General features: G+C 62.2%; 22 protein-coding genes. 11 read left to right on the top strand and 11 right to left on the bottom strand.

Translation table 11 applies throughout. The features are described from left to right. Together ABMA32_RS14970 and ABMA32_RS14965 are read left to right on the top strand one after the other, a co-directional pair. Nucleotides 1-249 (top strand): hypothetical protein, encoded by a 249-nt coding sequence (locus ABMA32_RS14970; RefSeq protein WP_349014541.1) that lies wholly within the window; start codon nucleotides 1-3, stop codon nucleotides 247-249. 69 nt (nucleotides 250-318) lie between these two features. Continuing rightward, complete coding sequence (locus ABMA32_RS14965) at nucleotides 319-897, top strand: DUF1349 domain-containing protein (protein WP_349014540.1); 579 nt, start codon at nucleotides 319-321, stop codon at nucleotides 895-897. Between the two features lie 6 nt (nucleotides 898-903). On the opposite strand, the gene ABMA32_RS14960 is transcribed toward ABMA32_RS14965, so the two are convergent. Further along, the gene (locus ABMA32_RS14960) at nucleotides 904-2,709 is read right to left on the bottom strand and encodes an ABC transporter transmembrane domain-containing protein (RefSeq protein WP_349014539.1); all 1,806 of its coding nucleotides are present in this window, start codon (nucleotides 2,707-2,709) and stop codon (nucleotides 904-906) included. A gap of 195 nt (nucleotides 2,710-2,904) precedes the next feature. Between ABMA32_RS14960 and rpmE the strand changes: the two genes are divergently transcribed. After that, entirely contained in the window at nucleotides 2,905-3,126 is a 222-nt protein-coding gene (gene rpmE / locus ABMA32_RS14955; RefSeq protein ID WP_292768964.1) for a 50S ribosomal protein L31, read from the top strand. A gap of 133 nt (nucleotides 3,127-3,259) precedes the next feature. Here rpmE and ABMA32_RS14950 read toward each other — a convergent pair whose 3' ends face one another. The 7 genes from ABMA32_RS14950 to ABMA32_RS14920 form a co-directional block, all read right to left on the bottom strand. Beyond that, nucleotides 3,260-3,838 (bottom strand): CarD family transcriptional regulator, encoded by a 579-nt coding sequence (locus tag ABMA32_RS14950; protein ID WP_292768962.1) that lies wholly within the window; start codon nucleotides 3,836-3,838, stop codon nucleotides 3,260-3,262. 369 nt (nucleotides 3,839-4,207) lie between these two features. Further along, complete coding sequence (gene fdxA, locus ABMA32_RS14945; RefSeq protein ID WP_349014538.1) at nucleotides 4,208-4,546, bottom strand: ferredoxin FdxA; 339 nt, start codon at nucleotides 4,544-4,546, stop codon at nucleotides 4,208-4,210. A 134-nt stretch (nucleotides 4,547-4,680) separates the two neighbouring features. Then, complete coding sequence (locus tag ABMA32_RS14940; protein WP_349014537.1) at nucleotides 4,681-5,073, bottom strand: RNA-binding S4 domain-containing protein; 393 nt, start codon at nucleotides 5,071-5,073, stop codon at nucleotides 4,681-4,683. Next, entirely contained in the window at nucleotides 5,074-8,361 is a 3,288-nt protein-coding gene (locus ABMA32_RS14935) for a helicase-related protein (protein ID WP_349014536.1), read from the bottom strand. A gap of 647 nt (nucleotides 8,362-9,008) precedes the next feature. Beyond that, the gene (locus ABMA32_RS14930; protein ID WP_349014753.1) at nucleotides 9,009-10,094 is read right to left on the bottom strand and encodes an ABC transporter ATP-binding protein; all 1,086 of its coding nucleotides are present in this window, start codon (nucleotides 10,092-10,094) and stop codon (nucleotides 9,009-9,011) included. 52 nt (nucleotides 10,095-10,146) lie between these two features. Next, a complete protein-coding gene (locus tag ABMA32_RS14925) occupies nucleotides 10,147-10,956 on the bottom strand; it encodes an ABC transporter permease (protein WP_349014535.1) in 810 nt (269 codons plus the stop codon). Beyond that, complete coding sequence (locus ABMA32_RS14920) at nucleotides 10,953-11,873, bottom strand: ABC transporter permease (RefSeq protein ID WP_349014534.1); 921 nt, start codon at nucleotides 11,871-11,873, stop codon at nucleotides 10,953-10,955. Before ABMA32_RS14920 ends, ABMA32_RS14925 begins: the two co-directional genes overlap by 4 nt. 309 nt (nucleotides 11,874-12,182) lie before the next feature. Between ABMA32_RS14920 and ABMA32_RS14915 the strand changes: the two genes are divergently transcribed. Both ABMA32_RS14915 and ABMA32_RS14910 read left to right on the top strand, forming a co-directional pair. Then, a complete protein-coding gene (locus ABMA32_RS14915) occupies nucleotides 12,183-13,598 on the top strand; it encodes an aminotransferase (RefSeq protein WP_349014532.1) in 1,416 nt (471 codons plus the stop codon). A 109-nt stretch (nucleotides 13,599-13,707) separates the two neighbouring features. After that, the gene (locus tag ABMA32_RS14910; RefSeq protein WP_349014531.1) at nucleotides 13,708-14,622 is read left to right on the top strand and encodes a lipase family protein; all 915 of its coding nucleotides are present in this window, start codon (nucleotides 13,708-13,710) and stop codon (nucleotides 14,620-14,622) included. 20 nt (nucleotides 14,623-14,642) lie between these two features. Here the strand turns inward: ABMA32_RS14910 and ABMA32_RS14905 are convergent, their stop codons facing one another. Together ABMA32_RS14905 and ABMA32_RS14900 are read right to left on the bottom strand one after the other, a co-directional pair. Continuing rightward, nucleotides 14,643-15,842, bottom strand: a complete 1,200-nt coding sequence (locus ABMA32_RS14905; protein ID WP_349014530.1) for an aromatic ring-hydroxylating oxygenase subunit alpha — start codon at nucleotides 15,840-15,842, stop codon at nucleotides 14,643-14,645. A 195-nt stretch (nucleotides 15,843-16,037) separates the two neighbouring features. Further along, nucleotides 16,038-16,919, bottom strand: coding sequence for a LysR family transcriptional regulator (locus ABMA32_RS14900; protein ID WP_349014529.1), 882 nt, complete (start codon nucleotides 16,917-16,919; stop codon nucleotides 16,038-16,040). Between the two features lie 152 nt (nucleotides 16,920-17,071). On the opposite strand from ABMA32_RS14900, the gene ABMA32_RS14895 reads away from it, so the two are divergent. After that, entirely contained in the window at nucleotides 17,072-18,568 is a 1,497-nt protein-coding gene (locus ABMA32_RS14895) for a CoA-acylating methylmalonate-semialdehyde dehydrogenase (RefSeq protein ID WP_349014528.1), read from the top strand. A 172-nt stretch (nucleotides 18,569-18,740) separates the two neighbouring features. Continuing rightward, the gene (locus ABMA32_RS14890; protein ID WP_349014527.1) at nucleotides 18,741-19,043 is read left to right on the top strand and encodes a hypothetical protein; all 303 of its coding nucleotides are present in this window, start codon (nucleotides 18,741-18,743) and stop codon (nucleotides 19,041-19,043) included. Between the two features lie 8 nt (nucleotides 19,044-19,051). On the opposite strand, the gene ABMA32_RS14885 is transcribed toward ABMA32_RS14890, so the two are convergent. Further along, nucleotides 19,052-19,756 (bottom strand): GntR family transcriptional regulator, encoded by a 705-nt coding sequence (locus ABMA32_RS14885; RefSeq protein ID WP_425475529.1) that lies wholly within the window; start codon nucleotides 19,754-19,756, stop codon nucleotides 19,052-19,054. 72 nt (nucleotides 19,757-19,828) lie between these two features. On the opposite strand from ABMA32_RS14885, the gene ABMA32_RS14880 reads away from it, so the two are divergent. From ABMA32_RS14880 to ABMA32_RS14865, 4 genes are all read left to right on the top strand, one after another. After that, nucleotides 19,829-20,740: a dihydrodipicolinate synthase family protein gene (locus tag ABMA32_RS14880; protein WP_349014525.1), complete on the top strand. Its 912-nt coding sequence runs from the start codon at nucleotides 19,829-19,831 to the stop codon at nucleotides 20,738-20,740. A 30-nt stretch (nucleotides 20,741-20,770) separates the two neighbouring features. Continuing rightward, a complete protein-coding gene (locus tag ABMA32_RS14875; RefSeq protein WP_349014524.1) occupies nucleotides 20,771-22,057 on the top strand; it encodes an NAD(P)/FAD-dependent oxidoreductase in 1,287 nt (428 codons plus the stop codon). A gap of 9 nt (nucleotides 22,058-22,066) precedes the next feature. Continuing rightward, nucleotides 22,067-23,068: a 4-hydroxyproline epimerase gene (locus tag ABMA32_RS14870; protein ID WP_349014523.1), complete on the top strand. Its 1,002-nt coding sequence runs from the start codon at nucleotides 22,067-22,069 to the stop codon at nucleotides 23,066-23,068. A 326-nt stretch (nucleotides 23,069-23,394) separates the two neighbouring features. After that, nucleotides 23,395-24,297 (top strand): branched-chain amino acid ABC transporter permease, encoded by a 903-nt coding sequence (locus ABMA32_RS14865; RefSeq protein ID WP_349014522.1) that lies wholly within the window; start codon nucleotides 23,395-23,397, stop codon nucleotides 24,295-24,297. The last annotated feature ends 3 nt before the right edge of the window (nucleotides 24,298-24,300 follow it).

Raw genomic sequence — 24,300 nt, 5'->3', positions numbered from 1 at the left:
ATGGAAGGCGATGACGAAGCCCGGGAACAGTGGGAGCTCGTTACCACGCCACTCGGCGAAGCCTGGTCCGGCCGTACGCGCTACGCCGCAGCCATGTATTTCTACAAGCGCGGCGAGCTTCCGGCGGAAGTGCTAGAGGTCTATCGCCTGTGCTCTCGACTCGACAGCTACGATCCGTTGCCGATCATCAGGGATCGTGGCGTCGGAAAGGATTGGCTGAAGCGTTTGGAGACGGCGAAAAAAGGCTGATGCCATGATTGCCTCGCATCGACTTCGCGCCTCGATCTGCTAGCTATGCCGGCGGCAGGAGAACGTGTGATGCAGGGTGCCTATCGCTGGCTGAACGAACCTGACGACTGGACGGGCGACGCTTCGGCGCTTGTGTTCCGGACAGGCGACAAGACGGACTTCTGGCGTGAAACCTTCTACGGTTTCATCCGCGACAATGGCCACGCCTTCCTGCGACCTGTCTTGGGAGATTTCACCGCGTCAGCGGTGGTGCTTGGCGACTACCAGACGCTCTACGACCAGGCCGGCCTGCTCCTGCGCATCGATGAAACGCTGTGGATCAAGACCGGCATCGAGTTCACCGACGGCCTCATGCATTTCAGCGTGGTGGTGACGAACGGCGTCTCCGACTGGTCTGTCATCCCTCTGCCATACGCGAAGCCGAGCGATCCTGTTTCGGTGCGGCTCACCCGGCATGACGACGCGGTTCGCGTCCAGTTCTCGATCGGCGGATCATCGTGGCAGATGGCGCGCCTCTGCCCGTTCCCGGCAAAGGACGCCGAGGTCGGCGTGATGGCTTGTTCACCGCAGCGTGCAGGGTTTGCTGCACGCTTCCGCGACATTCAGGTCGGACCGCCGATCGCGCGCGACCTGCACGCGGAAGCGTAGGGTGGTCTATTCCGCCGCGCCGCGAAAAGCGCTAGCGCCACTTTCGAACTGGAGTTTTGCCAGTCGCGCATAAAGACCCCCCTTCGCCACGAGGCTCTGGTGCGTTCCCTCCTCGACGATGCGGCCGCCATCCATGACGAGGATCCGGTTGGCGCTGAGCACGGTTGCCAGCCGGTGCGCGATGACGATTGTGGTGCGGTCGCGCATCAGCCGTTCCAGCGCCGACTGGACCAGCGTCTCGCTGCCGGCGTCGAGCGCGGAGGTGGCTTCGTCCAGAAGCAGGATGGGCGCATTGCGCAGGATCGCGCGGGCGATCGCGATGCGCTGGCGCTGGCCGCCGGAAAGCGTGACGCCGCGTTCGCCAACCTCTGTCTCAAAGCCGCTTTCCAGCCTGTCGATGAATTCGTCGGCAAGCGCATCTTTCGCCGCCTGTTCGATCTCGGCCTTGCTCGCGCCCGGCCGTCCAAAGGCGATGTTGTCGAGAACGCTCGCCGCGAAGATGGTCACGTCCTGCGGAACGATGGCGATGCGCGAGCGAACGGCGAGCGGATCGGCTTGTCTGATGTCGACGCCGTCGATGGCGATCACGCCGCTGTCGGGGTCGTAGAAGCGAAGCAGGAGCGAGAAGATCGTGCTCTTGCCGGCACCTGAAGGTCCTACGATCGCGACCGTCTCGCCGGGTTCGATGTGGAAGCTGACATCGTGCAGCGCCGGCAGATCTGGCCGCGCGGGGTAGGCGAAGGTGACGCTGTCGAATGCCACGGCTCCCCGGCCGTCCGCAGGCAGCGGCCTCGGGTTCGCCGGCGGTGCGATGGCCGGTTGCTCAGCCAGGATTTCCGTCAGGCGCTCGGCCGCGCCAGCCGCCTGCGAGAGCTCACCCCAAACTTCCGAAAGCGCTCCCAGGGCGCCTGCAGCGAACACCGAGTAGAGCAGGAATTGCCCGAGCGCGCCGGCAGACATCGTCCCGGTCAGGACGTCCTGCGAGCCGAACCACAGAACCATGACGACCGAAGTGAAAATCGTGAAGATCGCAAAGAAGGTCAGCGCCGCTCGCGCCAGCGTGGACGAGCGCGCCGCATCGAAAGCCGCTTCCACTGACTTGGCGAAGCGCTTCGTGACAAGGCTTTCGTTGGTGAAGGACTGTAGCGTCCGGACCGCCGAGATCTGTTCGCTTGCGTAGGCCGTCGCACCGGCCAGGGTGTCCTGCGCCTGCCTTGCCTTGCGACGGACCGACCTTCCAAATGCGACGAGCGGCAACACCACGATCGGAATGGCGATGAGCACGAGGCCTGACAGTTTTGGACTTGTCACCACCATCATGCCGACCGCCCCGAGGCCTAGGATCACGTTACGCAGCGCCACTGAGGCGGTTGCGCCGACCGCGGACTTGATCTGCGTGGTGTCGGCCGCAAGCCGCGAGACGATTTCGCCCGAAAGCGAGGCGTCGAAGAAGGCGGGAGACAGCGTGGTCACGTGCGAGAACACATCGCGGCGCAGGTCCGCGACGACGCGCTCGCCGAGCGTAATGACGAAGTAGTAGCGGCAGGCCGAGGCCAGGGCGAGCAAGCCCGCGATGGCGATCAGCATGGAGAAGTAGTTGGCGACGAAGGTGGTGTCGGCGCTGGTGAAGCCATGGTCGATCATGCGGCGCACTGCGAGCGGCAGTGCCAGCGTCGTTGCTGCCGCGACCGCTAACGAGATGAGGGCTGCAATCAGAAGGACCGGGTAAAGCAGGACATACGGAAAGATGCAGCGAAGCGGCCGCAGGGCCTGTCTTGACTGGTCGGCGGCGGCGTTCGCCGTGAAAGCCATTTTCCAGCGTTTCCTTTGTCCGCACAGGGCCACTATGCCCGGCGCATCGTAGCCTTGTGATTCAATTTCGGCTGATGTATAGGCTCGCCAACCGTTTTAGAAGCCGTGGCTGGGTGATAGCTGCGGCTTTGACTTTTCAAAAGAGACGCATCGACGCAGGCTACTGGCCGACACGCGTCGGCAAAGGACGAGACGATGAAAGAGAAGATCCATCCCGACTACCACACGATCACCGTCGTGATGACCGACGGCACCAGCTACGAGACGCGTTCGACCTATGGCGCGGCTGGCGACACGCTGAACCTCGACATCGATCCGAACACGCATCCGGCATGGACCGGTGGCCAGCAGAACTTGCTCGACCGCGGTGGCCGCCTGTCGAAGTTCAAGAACCGTTACGCCGGTCTGTCGATCTGATTTTTTCAACTCTCTGGCAAAAGGGCTCCGCTGTGGCGGGGCCCTTTTGTATTTTAAGCCGTTGCATCTGGCTCACAATAAAAAGGCCGCCTTTGAGGCGGCCTTTTTATTGTTTCGATCTGGAAAGCTAGTATCAGGCAGCTTCTTCCTGCTCGGCTTCCTCGTTGTCGGCCTTGGCGCCGCGCTTTGGGCCCTTGGCAAGGTTTGCCTCGATCAGGCGAACGGCCTCAGTCTCCGACATCTTGTTGACGGCAGCGATCTCGCGAGCCATGCGGTCGAGCGCTGCTTCATAAAGCTGGCGCTCGGAATAGGACTGCTCCGGCTGGTTGTCGGCGCGATAGAGATCGCGCACCACTTCAGAGATCGAGATCAGATCGCCGGAATTGATCTTTGCGTCATATTCCTGCGCGCGGCGCGACCACATGGTGCGCTTCACGCGAGCGCGGCCCTGAACGACCTTCAGCGCCCGGTCGACGTAATCCGTCTCGGAAAGCTTGCGCATGCCGATGGAGGTCGCCTTGGCGACCGGCACCTTCAGCCGCATCTTGTCTTTCTGGAAATCGATAACAAAGAGTTCGAGCTTGTGTCCGGCTACTTCCTGCTCGTCGATGGCGACGATCTGGCCAACGCCATGCGACGGATAGACGATAAACTCGCCGGTCTTGAAACCCTGACGCTGCGCCGACTTTTTCTGCTGGGTGGTGGTTGCCATTACGCCCTGAACTCCTTAGTTGCGGTAGCCGGAAGTCCGGCAAACCTGATGCGGCTGGCTTGGAAGGCCAACCCAATGCAAAGGGCCAACGAGCGCAGTTGCGGGACAGTTCCAAACCGGCGACGCATCAATACGTCCGCCTGGCCCAGAAAACTCTGGTCCGCAGTCAGCTTGCGCCTTTCAATGATTCGGGCTTGCGCGCCTTGATTGACGTTGTGCCATTGGCATATTTGCTACACCTAGCACAAAAAGCGGCAAGAATCAACAATTTGCTGCATTAGCGAGCAAGACCGATCAGCCGTCCGAGGCGGACTGGTTAATGGGTGCTTCCCGATTTCGACGTCTCGAAGCGGCCTTCCGCAGCGGAAATCAGTCGCCGTTTCCAGGCTCCACCGAGAAGAATTTCTCAAATTTGCCCTCGACCCCGTCGAACTCCTTGGCTTCGGCCAAGGGTTCCTTCTTGACGGTCAGATTGGGCCATTTGACCGCATATTCGGTGTTGATCTCGAGCCACTTTTCCAGTCCCGGCTCGGTATCCGGCTTGATGGCGTCGGCCGGGCATTCCGGTTCGCAGACGCCGCAGTCGATGCACTCATCCGGGTGGATGACGAGCATGTTCTCGCCTTCATAGAAACAGTCCACCGGACAGACCTCCACGCAGTCCGTGTATTTGCACTTTATGCAGTTGTCCGTGACGACGTAGGTCATGCTCGACTCCGGGAATTTTCCCGTATTTACAACAGTTTTGGGTCAGTTATCCCGTTTACCTGGGGCACGCAAGGTTGACCGTTCTGCGCCCGCCCTCAAATACTAAACAGTTTTCCCGCTCCGCCTCCGTGGAGCTATTCATCGTCGGGTCGGCGGAGGCGATCTGTTTCGCGCCGCTCACGCTTGGTGGGACGGCCCGAGCCTGCCTCGCGCAACGGGGGCATGAAACTGACCGGCGCTTCCTCCTTGGCGGCAGCGGGCGGCGACAAATCCTCGAACAGTTTGCGCGCCTCCTCGGCCGGACCGCGTCGCACCCCGCCCGAAATGACCTTGTAGACGAGGATACGCCGGTCGAGCGTAATGGTGAGCATATCGCCGGGCTTCACCAGGTCGGATGCCTGTGACGTCTTGTCGCGATTGATGCGGACCCTGCCGGCGACGGCAAGCTTTGCCGCCAGCGACCGCGATTTCACCACCCGCGCAAAGAACAACCACTTGTCGATGCGCTGGCGGGTGGTACCTTCCATCTACTTCTTGAGCTGGTCGCGCAGGGCGGCGAGCTTGGCGAAGGGCGAAAGCGGATCGATCTTGGCGGGGCGCTCCTCGCGCGGGCGCTGCTGATGCGCGGGCTTCTGACCGCGTTCCTCTTCACGCCCCTGTTCGCGTTTGCCCTTGCGGAAATCGGGACGGCCTCCCTCACGCTCCGGCCGCCCCTTGGAGCGGTCGAATTTCGGCCGATTGTCGCCTTCCTTGCCGTCGCGCCGTCCCTGGAAGGGGGTGCGCCTGCCTTGATTGCGTTCGCCTACGGTCTCGCCTTCACCCTGTGGGCCGCGACCGTGTCGCGGGCGGTTGTCGTGACGACGACCACCGGCTGGCCTGTCGAAACGGCCGGGGCGCCAGAGCAGGATGGGTTTCGGCTCTTCTGCGGGTGGCTCGGCGTCACCCTCACCTTCGATGGGAGCGTGGGCAGCCGAAGGCTGCTCGGGCGGGGTGCCCTCAACCGCACCGGCGTCCGCCGCTTCGGGAGCTTCGACTTCTGAGGACGGTTCGGCAGAAACTGCGTCGAGCGCGTCGCCGGCTACCCCCTTCGTCGCCGGTGGCGACACCTCCCCCTCGACGAGGGAGGGAGCCAGCGCTTCCGCCTCAACCTCTCCTTCGGTCGAAACCCGCGCTGCGACCTCTGCGGAGCCCTCTGGAATTTCGAGCGCAGCGGTTGCGGCTTCGGACGTATTCGTGACGGCTTCCGCTTCGGCGGCCGCCTTTGCAGCCTTTTCGGCCTCAGCTTTCTCAGCCGCTTCGCGCGCCGCCTGGTCGAGCGCTTCCAGCTTGGCCTTGACGTTGGCCGCAGGCTTCGGCTCGGCGCGATAGCCGAGCCCCTTGAGGATTTCCTCCATGTCCTCGGCGTTGGCGCCTAGGATGGACATCATTGATGGCGTCACGAGGAAGTTCTGTCCGTCATAGGCGCCGTCGGGCCGCGCTCCGACGCCTACCTTCCACGCCAGAGCGGGACGGATCAGGTCTGCAAGGCGTTCGAGGATATCCACGCGCACCGCGCGGCGGCCGAGCGGGCGGAAACCGGCCAGCTTGTAGAACGTCCGGTCGAAGGTGGGGTCGACAACAACCGAGGTGCGTCCGGAAGCCAGCGCATGCACCACGTCGCCAAATCCGGGCTTGTCCTTGCCATCATTCCCGAGCGCCCATAGCAGGGTGATCAGCCCCGCTGGCGCAGGCTTGATCAGCGCTGGCACGAAGACGTGGTAAGCCCCGAAGCGCACGCCGAGACGCCGCAGCGCCGCCCGGCCGGACTGGTCGAGCGACTTCACGTCCTCCGCGATCTCGCGGCGGTTGATGAGGCCGAACTCTTCCACCAGCCTGAACGCGATGCCGCGTCCGATGCCGGTGATCTGGTCGGCCGACTTGAGGTCGACCAGTGGCTTCAGCAGTGTCTCGACTTGAAAATTGACAAATCGCTCGGCGCGCGCCGCCACCTTGTCGCGGGCGGGGCCGGTGAGCTGTTCGTCGGCGAGCAGGATGACGCGCGGCTTCAGCGGCTCGTCGCCGGCGGTGAGCGTCGCGATCGGCGCGCCGATCCAGCGCAGCACGCCGTCGGAGCCGAGTGCGATGTCGCCGTTAGCGCAGGCCGAGAAACGTTCCGCGCGTGCGTCGAATTCAGTTGCAAGCGCCTTCTGCGCGGCCGTGCGAATGGCCTTGCCGTCCTCGCCGTTGGCGCTCTGGTCGGCGGTGAACCGAAAGCCTTGCAATTCCCCGACATGGTGGCCCTCGACAAGGACCGTCCCGGACGGGCTGATTTCGGCTTCAAGCATAGTGTTTTCCCGGAGGCGGCGGACAAGGACGGAAGTCCTGCGATCAACGAAGCGTTTCGTCAACCTTTCATGCAGCGCATCCGACAATCTGTCTTCGATTTCCCTCGTCTTTTCCTGCCAGTGTGTCGGATCGGCAAGCCAGCCCGGGCGGTTGGAGACGAACGTCCATGTCCTGATCTGCGCGATGCGCTGGGACAGCGTGTCGATGTCGCCCTCAGTGGAGTCGGCGCGGCGCACCTGCTCGGCCATGTAATTCTCGTCGACGTGACCCTTGCGGGCGAGGTCGTCATACATGGATGCGATCAGGTCCGCGTGCTGTGCCGGCGCGATGCGGCGATAGTCAGGGAGAGCGCATGTTTCCCAGAGGAGCGCCACCCTTGCACGTCCGACGGCGAGGTCTCGTATCGACGGATCGCGTGTCAGATGTTCCAGCGCCTGCTGGTCGACAGCAGGCAGGGCGCGCGTCAGCCCCTCCACAGGGGCAGGCGTGTCGATCGAGCGCTTGAGGGCTTCCACGGTTGAAAAATCGAAGCCGACCGTACGCCACTGAAGGACCTTCACGGGATCGAAGTCGTGCGCCTCGATCTTGTGGACGAGTTCGTCGTCGAGCGGGTCCACCTGGCCGGTGACGCCAAACGTGCCGTCGCGCATGTGGCGCCCGGCGCGTCCTGCGATCTGACCGAGTTCGGCAGCCGACAAATCGCGAAACTGGTAGCCGTCGAACTTCCGGTTCTGCGCGAAGGCGACATGGTCGAGATCGAGATTGAGCCCCATGCCGATCGCGTCGGTGGCGACGAGGTACTCAACATCGCCCGACTGGAAGAGTTCGACTTGGGCATTGCGGGTGCGGGGAGACAATGCGCCGAGCACGACGGCTGCGCCTCCGCGCTGGCGCCGCACGAGTTCGGCAATCGCGTAGACCTCGTCGGCCGAGAAGGCGACGATCGCCGAGCGCGACGGCAGCCGGGTCAGCTTTTTCTGCCCCGCATAGGCGAGATGAGAGAGGCGAGGGCGTGTGACGACGGAGATGCCCTTCAGCAGCTTCTCCAGAATGCCGCGCATGGTCGCCGCGCCGAGCAGCAGCGTTTCCTGCCTGCCGCGCAGGTGCAGGATGCGGTCGGTGAAGATGTGCCCCCGCTCGAAGTCGCCGGCAAGCTGTACCTCGTCGATCGCGACGAAGGCGGCGTCTGTCTCGCGCGGCATGGCCTCGACCGTGCAGACTGAGTAGCGCGCGCCCGGCGGCACGATCTTCTCCTCGCCGGTGATCAGCGCCACCCTGTGCGCGCCTACCTTCTCGCAGACGCGTCCGTAAACCTCGCGGGCAAGCAGCCTCAGCGGCAGGCCGATAAGGCCGCTCTCGTGCGCCACCATGCGCTCGATGGCGAGATGGGTTTTGCCCGTATTGGTCGGGCCGAGCACCGCGGTCACATCGCGTCCGGAAAGAACCAGAGGTCCGCGCGGCGGTTCGGTCGTCTTCAGGTGGATGGGCATCGGAGGGAGGGCGGGCCTTCCTGGCTCGTATCAGTCGGTGGCCGCTTCGGTCGCGCTGGCCAAGTTTCCAGCCGCCGGAGAAAAGCAGCCGGTACAAGGCACACATAGGATTTCGGTCGCGGAAGCGAAAGCAAAAAACTGCCCGGCGTGCAGGCTTGGCGTTAAGGCTTGGAACGAGTCTGGAACGAATCAGCGACGAATCAGTGACTCCCGATGATTCAGGTTTTGTTCGCCGCTAGATGTTGATCGAGCCGCTTCGGCCTTCACCACATGCTGAATCGGAATTTCGATGCGCTGCTCGATTCCGTTCCGGTTCGGGCGAAAGGGTTAACGCGAAGAACGGGTGCGGCCCGACGAATACGCACCTCCCTCACAACATTATGAAATCGTTAATCTTTCGGACCGGGAACTTGCCCCTTCAGAGGCGGAGACGCCTAACGGCGTTAACGTTCGGGCCAAAGGCGGAACGAATCAGCGACGAATCACTGTTCGGGCTGATTTCTTAGTTTGTTCCACACAACATCTGGTGGGCTTGGTTGCGCGTGCGACTAACGTGAACAGGCTGACGCTGTTCCGCGAGGTTGAGATTCGGTAAGCCGTTAACTGTTCTGTCCCAGCCGGGGACAAGTCGGCCTAAAGACGGCTACTTAATCCGCCATCGCCACCAGCGCGTCGGGATCGTAGGCGAGACGAATCTGAGCGCCGACGGGAAGATCGTCGGCACCGAAATTGTTGGTCTCGGTCACGGAGAGCGGCTTTTCGAAGCCGGCAACCTCGACGACGAGTTGCGTGATCTCGCCAAAGTAATGCCGCTCGACCACCTTGCCTGCCACTTCGTGGCTTGCCTTGGCGTCGTCCCACAGAACACGCAGCCGCTCCGGCCTGATGCCGAGTGTTGCCTGGCCTCCTGTGGTATGGCCGTTCGCGGCGAAACCGGCAGGTTTGTCGGTCTTCACGCGACCGAAGCCCTTTGTGTCGAGCGTGATCGTGGAGCCGTTGACCACCACCACGTCACCTTTCATGAAATTCATGCCGCCAACGAAATCCGCGACCTGGCGGTTGACCGGCCGCTGGTAGATTTCCTTGGGCGAGGAGACCTGCGCGATCTTGCCTCCGAACATCACAGCGATGCGGTCGGAGAGCGCCAGCGCCTCATACTGGTCGTGAGTGACAAGGATGAAAGTGATGCCGACCGCCTGTTGCAGCCGGCGCAGCTCAACCTGCATCTGCTCCCGCAGCTTCTTGTCCAGTGCCGAAAGCGGCTCGTCGAGCAGCAGCACCTTCGGCCGCATGACCAGCGCGCGCGCCAGTGCGACACGCTGGCGCTGTCCGCCGGAAAGTTCCGTCGCGCCACGTTTGCCGAGGCCTGACAGCGATACCTGACCGAGCGCTTCCTCGACACGGCGCTTCTCTTCGTCGGCCCCGAGCTTCTGCCGTTTCAGCCCATAGGCGACGTTCTGCTCGACATTGAGATGCGGGAAGATGGCGTAGCTCTGGAACACCATGTTGGTCGGGCGGCGGTTGGCGGGAATGCCGTCCATCGCCTGCCCGTCGATATGGATCGAGCCGGTGGTCGGGTTGTCGAAGCCGGCGATCATCCTGAGCAGCGTGGTCTTGCCGCAGCCGGACGGGCCGAGCAGCGAGAAGAACTCTCCCTCGCGGATGGTCAGGTTGGCGTCGTCCAGCGCCTTGAACGAGCCGTAGCTGCGCGTGACGCCGCGAATCTCGATCATCGGTCGTGCTTCGGACTTGGTTTCGGACTTGGCTTCTGGCTGGGGCGCGGACTCAGGCATGGGCAGCCACTCCGTGGACGCGGCGCTCGGCGCGGCGGCGCAAGACTTCGGCGACGGTGAGAAGGATGAACGAGCCGACCAGCAGCAGCGTACCCAGCGCCAGCACGCTCGGCAGCTTGGCGGCGAAGCGCAACTGGCCCCAGATGTAGACCGGCAGCGTTGCGTCCGTGCCTGCGAGGAAGAAGGCCATGATGAACTCGTCAAGCGAGATTGTGAAGGATACCAGAAGCGACGAAATGATGGCCGGCGCAACCATCGGTAGTGTCACCCGCCTGAAGGTGCCGAAGGATGTCTCGCCGAGGTCGGCTGAGGCTTCCTCCAGGCTGCGGTCAAATCCCTCGAAGCCTGCATTGAGCACGGTCACGGAATAGGGGATGCAGATCAGGACGTGTCCCAGCACGACGGTGAAGAGGGACAGTTGCAGTCCGAGCGACAGCATGACGATGAGGAGCGAGACGGCGAGGATGATCTCCGGCAGCACCAGCGGCGCCATGATCAGCCCCGAGGCCGCCGTGCGGCCGGGAAAGCGGTAGCGCGTGATTGCGCGCGCCGCGCAGATGCCGAGGATGGTCGCGAGGATGGACGCCGTGACGCCGACCATCAGGCTGTTCCAAGCGGCGTCGAGGAGAGCCGGGGTCCGTGTCAGTTCCTCGTACCACTTCCATGTGAAGCCGGTCATCGGGAATTTCGGTACGTGCGAGGCGTTGACCGAGAAGATCGGCAGGAACATCACCGGCAGGTAAAGGAAGACGATATAGAGGAACGCATAGGCGGGCAGCCAGCGGGAAAGCAGGCGCTTCATCGGACGCGCCTCCCTGCCTGCCGGATGATGAAGACGACAGCCAGCGCCATGATCGTAACGACGGTCATGGTGACGACCGAAAGCGCCGAGCCAAGCGGCCAGTTGCCGCCGCGCTTGAACTGCGTCTCGATCGCCGAGGCGATCATGACGCCGTCCTTGCCGCCGACGAGCTTAGGCGTGACGTAGTCGCCCACCGTCGGGATCATGACGATCAGCAGCGCCGAAATGACGCCGGGCAGCGACAGCGGCAGTGTCACGCGCAGGAAGGAACGAACCGGCCCGTCGCCGAGGTCCCGCGCAGCCTCGATCAGCGTGCGGTCGACCTTTTCCAGCGACACGAAGATTGGCAGCACCGCGAAGGCGGCCCAGGCGTGTGTCAGCGTGATGACGACCGCCGACGTGTTGTAGAGCAGGGCGGTCGACGGCTCGTCGATGATGCCGAGCCCCATCAGGCCGGAATTCAGCACCCCGTTGTAGCCGAGGATCACTTTCCAAGACATCACCCGCAGGAGGTAGCTCGTCCAGAACGGGATGGTGATGAGGAAGAGCCACAGGCTCTTGTGGCGCCCGCCGTGGAAGGAAATGTAATAGGCGATGGGGTAGGCCAGCGAGACGGTAAAGACGCTGACCAGAAGCGACACCCAGAGCGAGCGCAGCAGGAGGTCGCGGTAGATCGGCTCGCCCAGCGCGATGCGGTATTGCTCAAGCGTGAATGTACGGTCGACGGTCAGGTAGTCCTGGGTCCAGAAACTGTAGGCGATGACAACCGCGACCGGAACGACAAGCAGTATCAGCGCGTAAAGCAGGGTTGGGCTGATAAGTGCGAGGCCCTGCGCCTGTTCGGTTTGGAGAAGAGCTTTGCCCCGCCCGCGTGCCGCGGCTGGTGTGGCGTCAGTCCCTTCCGCGGCCGCAGTCATTGCAGCGGTTCTCCGGATCGGGACATGCGATAGCGGGGCGCGGACCGAAGCGATGTCCAGCGCCAGCTACAAAGCGTTTCCGGCTGATCCAATTCGTGATTTTGCGCCGACATGCCAGTCGCGTCGTCCCAATGACCGACCGGCGGCGGAGTTCCCGTCCCACTCGCCAGCTCTCGCGCCATCTTGCTCAGAGTACGATTGAAAGCAAGCGCTATTTCTGCGATATTGATTGAACGGACATTCAATATGATGTGGAACGAGGCTGGATTTCCGGTACTTGTGCCGCAGATCAACATACGGAGAGTAAAGATGGCTGCTGTCAGGGATTTCCATGACGCCGGGGCTTTGGACGCGGCCGCTGACGCCATCGAGATGGCGAAGAACCATCTCGTGCAACCTTGGCCCTATGCCGGAGACGTGGGCGCGGAAGCGCGGACGCTGGTCACATCGGGAGATGGCATCTACCTGATCGACGGCGATGGCAAGAAGCTGATCGATGGGCCGGCCGGCATGTGGTGCATCAATGCCGGCCACCGCCGCGAGGAGCTGGCGCGCGTCATGTACACGCAGGCGATGGAGCTGTCCTACAACACGCCCTGGTACACGATGAACACGCCCTCGGCTGAGCTCTCTAAACGCATCGCAGCCTACGCGCCGGGGGACCTCAACCACGTATTCTACACGACCGGAGGTTCCTCTGCGGTGGAGACCGCGCTGCGCTTCATGCAATTCTACAACAATGTGCGCGGCCGTCCAGAAAAGAAGCTGATCCTTTCGCGCGGCGGCGCCTACCACGGCTCGACCTATCTGTCCGGTTCGTTGAACGGACGGCCGCGCGACCGCGACTGGATGGATGCGGTCGACGCGCTCGTGGTCAAGCTTTCCTCACCCGATCCGTTCCGCAGGCCGAAGGGCATGACGCTCCAGGCATTTGAGGATTTCCTCGTCGACGAGTTCCGCGATACGGTGAAGCGGGTCGGCGCAGAGAAGATCGGCGCCTTCGTTGGTGAGCCTATCCAGGCGTCGGGCGGCGTGATCGTTCCGCCGAAAAACTACCTGAAGCGGATACGCGAGATCTGTCGCGAATTTGAAATCCTCTACGTCTCTGATGAAGTGGTAACGGCGTTCGGTCGCCTCGGTCATGTCTTTGCTTCTCAGGAATTGTTCGACATCGAGCCGGACATGATCACCTTCGCCAAGGGCGTCACGTCGGGCTACTTCCCGCTCGGCGGGGTCATGCTCTCGGAGCGTCTGCTCAGGGATCTCAACCGCTCGAACCATCCGGACGCGATGTTCGGCCATGGCCTGACCTACACGAGTCATCCGATAGGCTGCGCGGTGGCGCTGGCCAACCTCGATCTGCTGGAAGGCGGATTGCTGGACCATGCTCGCGAGGTGGGCCCCTATTTTCAGGCCCGCCTCAAGACGCTGGAAGAACTGCCGCTAGTCGGCGAAGTGCGCGGCGAGGGGCTGATGGGCTGCGTCGAATGCGTCGCGGATCGTGAGAGCAACGATCCGCTGCAACTCGACAAGGACGTCGGCAAGCGAATTGACCAGCATTGCCACGAACTCGGCCTGCTGGTGCGCCCGCTCATCAACATGTGTGTGATGAGCCCGCCTCTGGTGATCACGAAGGAACAGGTGGACGACCTCGTCGGCATCCTGCGCGAAGGCATTTCGCGCACTATGGACGATCTCCGGAAAGAAGGCGTCTGGCAGGGCTAGAGAGCCGCCGATCGACGTTTTTGCAGCCTGAGCTGTGATTGCTCCTTAACAAAGCTGTGCTATCCATCGGAGAGGTCCGGGTTTCGCGGTTAATACCGCAAGGTGGCGCATGAGATATCGCTTATCGGCGACCATTGCCGTTTTGATGCTGGCGCTCACAGCGTGCACGACCATTTCCAAGCAGGAACTGAACCTGCTGGGTTCGTCCGTCACGCCCGCAAACGTCGATTTCGTCGAACTCGGCGCGTATGCCGAACGCTCGAAGACCGCCTATGCCGACGAGTCTGCCATTCGCGGCAAGTACCCGGCCACAGTCCGTGTCAGTTCGCCCGACAAGACCGAAGCGCAGTACTTTATCGAGCGCAACGACAAGGCGAAGGTTCAGTACATCGCTGTTCGTGGAACGGCGAACCGCAAGAATGTGCTGGAAGACGTGGAGATGAGGATCCGCGTCGATCTGGCGATCGCCATTCCGGTGCATGTGGGTTTCGACGACACGGCGAGGCTACTCTACGCGGACATGAAGCCGTATCTGAAATCCGGCTACAAAACCTATGTCACCGGCCATTCCCTTGGCGGCGCGATTGCCGTGCTGATCGCCATCTATCTTACCGAGGACGGCTACGATGTTTCGAAGGTGGTGACTTTCGGGCAACCGAAGTTCACGACCACCGCCGGGGTTGAAAAGCTCGGGTTCCTGAATCTGACCCGCGTCGTGGACGAAAACGACATCGTGCCGATGCTGCCGCCGACGACCATCGTCAACCGTGCTCACGGCATCTACGAACATGCAGGACCGGAGGTAATCCTGCTGGAGGGTCCGCATTACGTCTTCCTGCCTACCCACGATGCCGATCGTATCTCGCAAGGAGAACTGGGACGCTCGCTCGGACGAGCTGATCTCGCCGATCATCACATGGACAACTATCTCAAACGCATCTCGGACAAGACAGGAAAGGCAGTCGCCGTCGCCTACAACGATCGAGAGAACTACGTCGCAAAGAAGAAACTGGCGAAGAAGTAGCGGCTCAGGCCGATCCGACGCTAGGTGTGGCTCCGCAGCGCCGTATTCAGGCTCGCCATGTCCTTCTCGTCCGGCGCGGATTCCAGATTGAGAACCGGGATCATGTTGCGCAGATGGTCGTGGTGCGTACGCACGCCATACTCCAAGTCTGACAGGTAAAAGCCGCTGAAGGACTGCGACAGCATGGACTCGTTCGACCATACGGAAAGCTGGACGTCCTCGGCCATCGTGTCGCGGTCGATGCGATAGGCGAGATACCGCGCGGCGGCCTGTTCGCGGCTTTCGTCCGCGTAGCGATAAATCGCGCCGCGAAGCACCGTCTCGCCGGTCGACAGCGGGAACTCCTGGTAGAATTGCACGGTTTCCGGCGTCAGCGTGATGACGTTGTTGGGGAAGATGCCGTAGTAAATCCAGGCCTTGCGCAGATGTTCCGGCAAGCGCTGCTGCTCCGGTCCGATCTTCACATAGTTGCGCACGCTCCAGCGGCGGCCGGCATGCGGGTTGTAGGTCGCGAAGGAGCGCGACACGCCGTTGAGGAACGGCTCGTCGAAATAGGTCGCGCCGTAGAGATCCTGCAACGCGGGATGCGCCATCGCCACGTGGTAGCCTTCATTGTCCACGTCACGGACGGATTTCCAGTTGACCGGCGAAGTCTGTGTCCAGATGCCCCAGGACGGCAGCATGTTGGCGACGTCGTAGTGAGCGATCTCGGCTGCGACCGGGCTCATCAGCTCGGCGACGGACGGCTGCGGGCCGGGATGGAAGCGGATGAAGATGAAGCCCATCCAGACTTCGAGGTCGAGCTGCATCAGGCCGAACTCTTCCTTGTCGAGTTCGGGGAAGGTGCGCGGGCGCGCGGCCCCCCGCAGGGTGCCGTCAAGATTGTAGACCCAGCCGTGGAAGGGGCACACCAGCGCGTTCTTGCAGTTGCCTTGGTCCTCGGCGACGACGCGCGAACCGCGATGCCGGCAGATGTTATGGAAGCCCCGGACGACGCCGTCCTTGCCCCGCACGATCAACGCGCGCTCGCCAACCACGTCCATGGTCAGGTAGTCGCCCGGATTGGGCACGTCCGAGATGTGTCCGGCGATCTGCCAGTGATTGCGGAAAACGAATTCCTTCTCGAGTTCCAGCAATGCGGGGCTGTGATACGCCCAGCCTGGAAGACCTCGCCGATCCCAATCGTGGGGAACCGCCACATTGAGCATATGTGGGTTCATGTGACCGCTCTGAAATTGTTGAATATTCATTCAATATACGCACAATTATGCAGGATTTGCAATGCTTTACGGAAATATTCCTGTTTCCGCATCGCAGCACGAAGTCCTCTCGCCGGGAAAAAATCACGGGATTTCCGGATGTTAGCCCGGAAGGGATGAGATTGGTTTTTTCTCCGGCGAGAGACCGATTTCCGTTCACTGAAACAGGCGTTTTTCGCGTTCGACGGCCTGCGTTATGAACGATGCGGCGGCCTGTATGCGGCTCAGTGACCGGACGCTTTCGTGATAAACCAGCCAATAGGCGCGGCGTATCGGTTTGACGCCCTTTAACGGCACCAGGTTAGGGTCTTCGCGCGCTATGAAGGCGTGCAGGATGCCTATGCCCGCGCCTGACCGTACAGCCTCGACCTGGCCCAGCGCCGACGAGATCGAGAAGGTCGCATCCCAATCGGGACTGAATTCCCGCGCGTAATCGAGCGACGGGCTGAAGACGAGATCGGGCACATAGCCGACCAGTCGATGCGACTTGAGGCCTGCCGGCGTCTCCGGCAGGCCGTGCGCTTCCGCATAGGAACGCGCGGCGTAAAGGCCGAGCGAATAATCGACCAGCTTCTGGGCGACAAGGCGGCCTTCGGTGGGACGCTCCGTGGTGATGGCGATGTCGGCCTCGCGTCGGGAAAGCGAAAATGATCGGGGCACCGGTACGAGCTGGATGCGCAGGTCAGGGTGCTGCGCAGTCAACGCTCCCAGTCTCGAGGCGAGGAAAGCGACGCCGAATCCGTCCGGCGCGCCGATGCGCACGGTCCCCGAGATCGCCTCGTCGACGCCGGCCAGTTCTGTTCTGGCGGCGATCACGTCGGCTTCCATGCGCTCGGCGATTTCAAGGAAACGCTCACCGGCCGGCGTGAGTTCGCTGCCGGTCGTCAGCCGGCGAAACAGCTTCGCGCCGAGCGAGTCCTCCAGCGCCGCTATGCGGCGCGAGACGGTGGCGTGGTTGAGTCCAAGGCGCCGCGCCGCACCGAGGATTTGTCCGGCGCGTGCGACCGCGAGGAAGATGCGCACGTCGTCCCAGTTCATGCATCGAATGCCTTTGCAAAGAATGATAGCCGAAGCGTATCTGCTATACACTCTGCGCACAACGGTTGCGTATCGGCTCGCGTTGCCAAGGCCGGTGCGAAGCGGGAGAATGGGACATTCAAGAACACTCAGAGCCAGTCAGGGAGCGAGACATGATCGACTACGGCCATTTCATCGGCGGCAAGCGCGTCGCCGGCACCAGCGGACGCAAGCAGGATGTCATGCAGCCGCTCGACGGCACCGTTCGTGGCACCGTGGCGCTGGCTTCTGCTGCGGAACTGCGTGCGGCCGTGGAGAACGCCAAGGCCGCACAGGTCGGCTGGGCTGCAACCAATCCACAGCGCCGCGCCCGCGTGCTGATGAAGTTCCTCGATCTCGTTCACAAGGAATATGATGAGCTCGCCGAAATCCTGGCGCGCGAGCACGGCAAGACCGTTGCCGACGCCAAGGGCGACATCCAGCGCGGCCTCGAAGTGGTCGAGTTCTGCATCGGTGCGCCGCACCTCATGAAGGGCGAGTTCACCGACGGCGCTGGCCCGGGCATCGACGTCTACTCCATGCGCCAGCCGCTCGGCGTCGTTGCGGGCATCACGCCGTTCAATTTCCCGGCGATGATCCCGCTCTGGAAGATCGCGCCTGCGATCGCCGTCGGCAATGCTTTCATCCTGAAGCCGTCCGAGCGTGACCCGGGCGTGCCGATCCGTATCGCCGAACTCTTCGTCGAGGCCGGCCTGCCCGCCGGCGTGCTCAATGTCGTCAACGGCGACAAGGAAGTGGTGGACGCGATCCTCGACGATCCGGACATCAAGGCCATCGGCTTCGTCGGCTCGACCCCGATCGCTCAGTACATCTATGCGCGCGGCTGCAGCAACGGAAAGCGAGTCCAGTGCTTTGGCGGCGCCAAGAACCACATGATCGTCATGCCTGACGCCGACATGGACCAGACGGTCGATGCGCTGGTCGGTGCGGGCTACGGTTCGGCCGGCGAGCGCTGCATGGCCATCTCCGTCGCGGTTCCGGTCGGCAATGATACGGCCAACCGGCTGATGGAAAAGCTGATCCCGCGCGTCGAAAGCCTCAAGGTTGGCCCCTCTACCGACAGCTCCGCAGATTTCGGCCCGCTGGTGACCTCCCAGGCACTAGAGCGCGTGAAGGGCTATGTCGATGCCGGCATCAAGGAAGGCGCCAAGCTCGTCGTCGACGGCCGCGGCTTCAAGATGCAGGGCTATGAGAATGGCTACTACATGGGCGGCTGTCTGTTCGACGAGGTGACGCCCGAGATGAAGATCTACAAGGAAGAGATTTTCGGGCCCGTTCTCTCGGTGGTGCGTGCGCCGACCTACGAATATGCGCTCAAGATCACCAACGAACACGAGATGGGCAACGGCGTCGCCATCTTCACCCGCGACGGTGATGCGGCGCGCGACTTCGCGTCTCGCGTTCAGGTCGGCATGGTCGGCGTCAACGTTCCGATCCCCGTGCCGATCGCCTACTACACCTTCGGTGGCTGGAAGGCGTCGTCCTTCGGCGACCTCAACCAGCACGGCCCGGACGCCTTCCGCTTCTACACCAAGACCAAGACCGTGACGTCGCGTTGGCCGTCCGGCGTAAAGGACGGTGCGGAGTTTGTCATCCCGACGATGAACTGAGGTGCATGTGCACCAATTCTGACTGGAGGCCCGGCGCGGTTAGCGTTGGGCCTTTTTGTTCCATCACGTTGGTCACATCCCATTACATTTTCGTGATGGAACGGCGAGCCTGGGCTTTTCCTTGATTTCGCACACCGGTGCCCTAGCGCCGATGCTATACGGAGATGCCAACATGACCCGCGAGATGGTGCTTCTGCCCGCCTTTCTCACCAGCATGCTGATGGTGACGACGTCGCCAGCCCCGGCGCTTGAGTTTTGCGCCGACCGTGCAGTGATGGTGAAATCACTCTCTGAAGAATATCGCGAGGCTCCGACTGCGATCGGTCAAGTGAGTGGCGACGCTGTGATCGAGGTCTTTGTTTCGGACAAGGGTACTTGGACGATCTTGGCCACTCGTACTGACGGCCAGAGTTGCGTCCTGTCGGCTGGCGAGAACTGGGAGCTGAACGTCGCAGCTCTCGGTGATGGCGCGTAGGTGGCGGCTTAGGTCCAACGCCGCGCAACCGCTTCTGCGTGCGCGCGCAGCAGGGTCATGAGCCGGTCTGCCTCCTGGTCGGCCGCCGTTTCGTCGCCGTGGAGAATCGCCTGGATCAGCAGCACATGCTGACCGGCGGCCTCGGCAAGGCTGGTTTCCGTCCGGTACCGATACCAGAAACGCCGGCTGTGGGTCTGTAGCGATGCGGCGCAGCGCGCGGCGAAAGGATTTTCGGCGGCCAGCGCGAGAGCCTCATCCATTGCCTTGTCAGCTTCGAGATAGGCCAGCACGTCGTTTGCCACGACTGCGTCCTGCATGCCGATAGCGGCAACATGAAAACGGCCCGCCGCCTCGCTCGTGACATATCGCGCAGCAGACCGCGCAAGCACGAGTTCCAGCCCCCACCGCGCGTCTATCACGCGGACCCAGTCTCCTGGATGAAGCGATGCAATGGCGAGGCCGGCGCGCGGCCGCACTTCCAGCAGGCCCTCTAGCGCCAGACGCTGGATGGCCTCGCGAACCGGTGTGCGCCCGAGACCGATGCGCTCGATCAGCGACCCTTCGGTGGCGACACTGCCCGGGGCCAGTTCGAGCGTGACGATCATCCGCTCCAGTGCCCGGTAGGCTCTGGCGGTAGCCGGTTCGCCACCTGACTCTCCCCCACTTTGTGATCTGTTCAACACGGCTCCGCCTCTCTGATATATTTCTCGCATATCACGCTGGAATCCATATTGACAGGTCTTTTGGAGAAAGATATATCAGTGATATATCAGATGGAGGTTGCCATGTGGGCCGGTGTTTTTCCAGCAGTCACGACCAAGTTTACCGAAGACGACCGCCTTGACCATGCGGAGATGGAGCGCTGCTTCGCACTTCAGATGGAGGCGGGTTGCGACGGCCTCATCGTCGCCGGCTCGCTCGGCGAGGGGCCCATGCTCAGCCAGGACGAAAAGATCGACGTGCTGAAGACAGCGCAGAGGGTTTCCGGCCGCAAGCCGGTTCTGCTGACCGTCAACGAGCCCGGCACGCGTGAAGCCGCCGAGATGGCGAAACGGGCCGCAGCGGCCGGCGCAAGCGGCCTGATGGTCGTACCTTCGCCGATCTACCATACTAATCCAGAGGAAACGGTTGCCGCGCTCTCCGCAGTCGCGAAGGCCGGCGACCTGCCGATCATGATCTACTCGAACCGGTTGGCCTATCGCGTCGATGTCACCATTGCCGACATGGAAAGGCTGGCGGGAGACGAGCGCTTCGTGGCGATCAAGGAATCGTCAGACGACATCCGCCGCTCGACCGACATCATCAATGCCTTCGGCGATCGATTCGATCTGTTCACCGGCGTCGACAATCTTGCCTTCGAGGCGCTGTCGGTCGGTGCGATCGGATGGGTCGCCGGTCTGGTCGTGGCTTTCCCGAAGGAAACGGTCGCGATTTACCAGCTGATGAATCAGGGTCGTCGGAACGAAGCTCTGGCGATCTACCGCTGGTTCCGCCCGCTGCTCGACCTCGACGTCTCGACCTATCTGGTCCAGAATCTCAAGCTCGTCGAAGCGCTGGTCATCGGCACCAACGACCGTGTTCGCATGCCACGTCAACCGCTGTCGGGTGAGCGTCGTGCGGCGGTCGTGAAGATCGTCGACGAAGCTCTGGCGGCGCGGCCTGATCTTTCTCGACTTTCGCTGCCGAAGGCTGCATAGCAAAACGGACTGCTTCTGCCGCGAGCGCGCATGCCGCCCCACCATCTGGCTCAACTAGGCTCTTTTCCCGCGTCAAAATATGGCGCGGGGGATGTCGCCATCGTCGGTGCCGGTATCGTCGGGATATGCGCAGCCGCGCTTCTCTCGGAGGCAGGCTACAGCGTAACGGTCTACGACCGGACGGGCGTCTGCGAAGCGACAAGTTCCGGCAACGCGTCGGCATTCGCTTTCTCCGACGTTCTGCCGCTGGCCCACAAAGGCATGATGAAGAACCTGCCTCGGTGGCTGGCCGATCCGCTCGGCCCGCTATCCATTCGCCCGTCCTATCTGCCGAAGCTTCTGCCTTGGCTCTGGCGTTTCTGGCGTGCCAGTTCGCCAAGGCATTTCGAGGCCAGCCTGGCGGCGCAGGCCGCCATGATGAAGCTTGCAGAGCCGGAATGGATGGAATTGCTCGACCGTTCCGGTACGCGGCACATGCTGCGGGAGGACGGTTCGCTGGAGCTCTACGGAAGCGAAGCCGAGTTCCTTGCATCGCTGCCAGGCTGGCAGGCGCGCGACCGCTACGCAATTCCATATCGCCACATCGAGGGCGAGGAACTCGCAGCGTTGCAGCCCGGTCTTTCGTCACAATTCCACAAGGCCACCTTTTTACCCGGCTGGAAAACCTCCATCGACCCGAAGCTGCTCGGCAAGGCTGTCTGGGCCTATGCCGAAACGATCGGCGCGCGGTTCAAGCGCGCCGAAGTGACCGGCGTGGAAGCGAGCCAGAATGGCGTCACGCTTCGGTTTGCCGATGGCGCCACCGCGCGGGCGGGCAAAGTTCTGATCGCGGCCGGTGCGTGGTCGCATCGTCTGGCGGCGCAGCTCGGCGACAGAATCCCGCTGGAGACCGAGCGGGGTTACAACACCACGCTCCCAGTCGATGCGTTCAACGTCAAACGGCAGCTGGTCTTTCCAGGCCACGGTTTCGTCATCACGCCGCTCTCCACCGGCCTGAGGGTCGGCGGAGCGGTGGAACTTGCGGGCCTCGAACTACCACCGAATTACGCGCGCTCGAAGGCAATGCTCGAAAAGGCAAAACGCTTCCTGCCCGGCCTCAAGACCGAGGGCGGTCGCGAATGGATGGGATACCGCCCGTCGTTGCCGGATTCGCTGCCCGTCATCGGCCGTTCGCGCGCGCCCAACGTGCTGTACGCCTTCGGACATGGCCATCTGGGCAAGACACAGGCGGCCGCCACGGCCCGCCTGATCCGGAACCTGTTTTCCGGCGAAGCGCCGGCGATCGACATCTCACCCTTCAGCCCTCAGCGTTTCTAGGGGACCCTCATGGCCCGGCATACCTTCACCTGCATCGATGGTCATACCTGCGGCAATCCGGTTCGTCTTGTCGCCGGCGGCGGACCGCTGCTGCAAGGCTCCACGATGATGGAGCGGCGCGCGCATTTCCTCGCCGAATATGACTGGATCCGCACCGGGCTTATGTTCGAGCCGCGTGGGCATGATGTCATGTCGGGTTCGATCCTCTATCCGCCGACACGGCCGGACTGCGATATCGCCATCCTCTTCATCGAGACGTCCGGCTGCCTGCCGATGTGCGGGCACGGCACCATCGGCACGGTCACGATGGCGATCGAGAACGGGCTTGTGAAACCGAAGACCCCGGGTGTGCTGCGCCTCGATACGCCCGCGGGTCTCGTTATCGCGGAATATCGGCAGGAGGGGGAGTATGTCGAGGAAGTCCGCATCACCAACGTGCCGTCCTTCCTTTATGCCGAGGGGCTGACCGTCAAGTGTCCCGATCTCGGGGAGCTCAAGGTCGACGTTGCCTATGGTGGCAACTTCTACGCCATCGTCGAACCTCAGCAGAACTACGCCGACATGGCCGACTACACTGCCGGACAGCTGATTGCCTGGAGCCCGGTTGTGCGCCAGCGGCTGAACGAGAAGTACACATTCGTGCATCCCGCAAACCCGGACATTAACCGGCTTTCCCACATGCTCTGGACCGGCAAGCCTACGCATCATGAGGCGGATGCGCGCAATGCCGTCTTCTACGGCGACAAGGCGATCGACCGCTCCCCGTGCGGCACCGGCACGTCGGCGCGCATGGCGCAATTGCACGGCCAGGGCCGGCTGAAGACCGGCGACAGCTTCGTGCACGAGTCGATCATCGGCTCCCTGTTCAGGGGGCGGGTGGAAAGAGAGACCAGCGTCGCCGACAAGCCGGCTATCATTCCCTCCATCGGTGGCTGGGCGCGGCAGACCGGCTTCAACACCATCTTCATCGACGACCGCGATCCGTTCGCACACGGTTTTATCGTCACATAAAGTCTCTTCCATCTGGTCCCCAGAGAAGGGCCGACCAAAAGGATGACCGCAAATTCCTGCGGCCAAACACGGCGTTCGTCGAACAAGTTTCGATTTTCGGGCTTGCGTAACGCTGATTAGTCAAAGACATTGCCTTGTGCCAATGTTAGCGTCCGCGATGGTCCAGGGCAGGGTCGGAGAGTGCGAGGGGTCTAGATAGCGTGCCGCAACGGTAGGCCGTATCGCGAAGAATTGACGTTGCAATCCAGGCTCGAAACTTTAGGACTAGGGGAAATCAAGAAAGGAAGGCGTCCGGCAGGACGACTTTCCCGGGGAGCCGTTTATAGATGGAATATTTTATCCAGCAGCTTGTTAACGGGCTGACGCTGGGATCGATCTATGGCCTGATCGCGATCGGCTATACGATGGTCTACGGCATCATCGGAATGATCAACTTCGCCCATGGCGATATATTCATGATCGGCGCCTTCATCGCGTTGATCGTCTTCCTCTTTCTGGTCAGCGTCTTCGCCTCGGTCACAGTGGTGCTGTTCCTGCTGATCATGATGATCGTCTCGATGCTGTTGACCAGCCTCTACAGCTGGACCATCGAAAAGGTTGCCTACCGGCCGTTGCGCGGCTCGTTCCGCCTGGCGCCGCTGATCACCGCCATCGGCATGTCGATCGCGCTGTCGAATTTCGTGCAGGTCACTCAGGGTCCGCGCAACAAGCCGATCCCGCCGATGATCTCCACCGTCTACAACATCTTTGGGGTTTCCATTTCGGCCAAGCAGATCGTCATCGTTGTCGTCACGGTCCTCCTGCTGACAATCTTCTGGTACCTGGTGAACAAGACCGCCCTCGGCCGTGCGCAAAGGGCATGCGAGCAGGATCGCAAGATGGCCGCGCTTCTCGGAATCGACGTCGACCGCACCATCTCGATCACCTTCATCATGGGCGCATCGCTCGCTGCAGTCGCCGGTACGCTGTACCTGATGTACTACGGCGTCGTGTCATTCTCGGACGGCTTCATCCCCGGCGTTAAAGCGTTCACGGCGGCAGTGCTCGGGGGCATCGGCTCCATTCCGGGAGCCGTGCTTGGAGGATTGCTCATCGGCTTCATCGAAGGCATGTGGTCAGCCTACTTCTCGATCGATTACAAGGACGTCGCGGCGTTCTCGATCCTTGCCATCGTGCTGATCTTCCTGCCCTCCGGCATCCTTGGCCGACCAGAAGTCGAAAAGGTCTGACGC

Source organism: Mesorhizobium quangtriensis, from assembly GCF_040081925.1.
In the GTDB taxonomy this organism is placed as follows: domain Bacteria; phylum Pseudomonadota; class Alphaproteobacteria; order Rhizobiales; family Rhizobiaceae; genus Mesorhizobium_K; species Mesorhizobium_K quangtriensis.
Note: the sequence above shows the minus strand (reverse complement) of the source record. Positions and strands in the feature narration are given on the sequence as shown.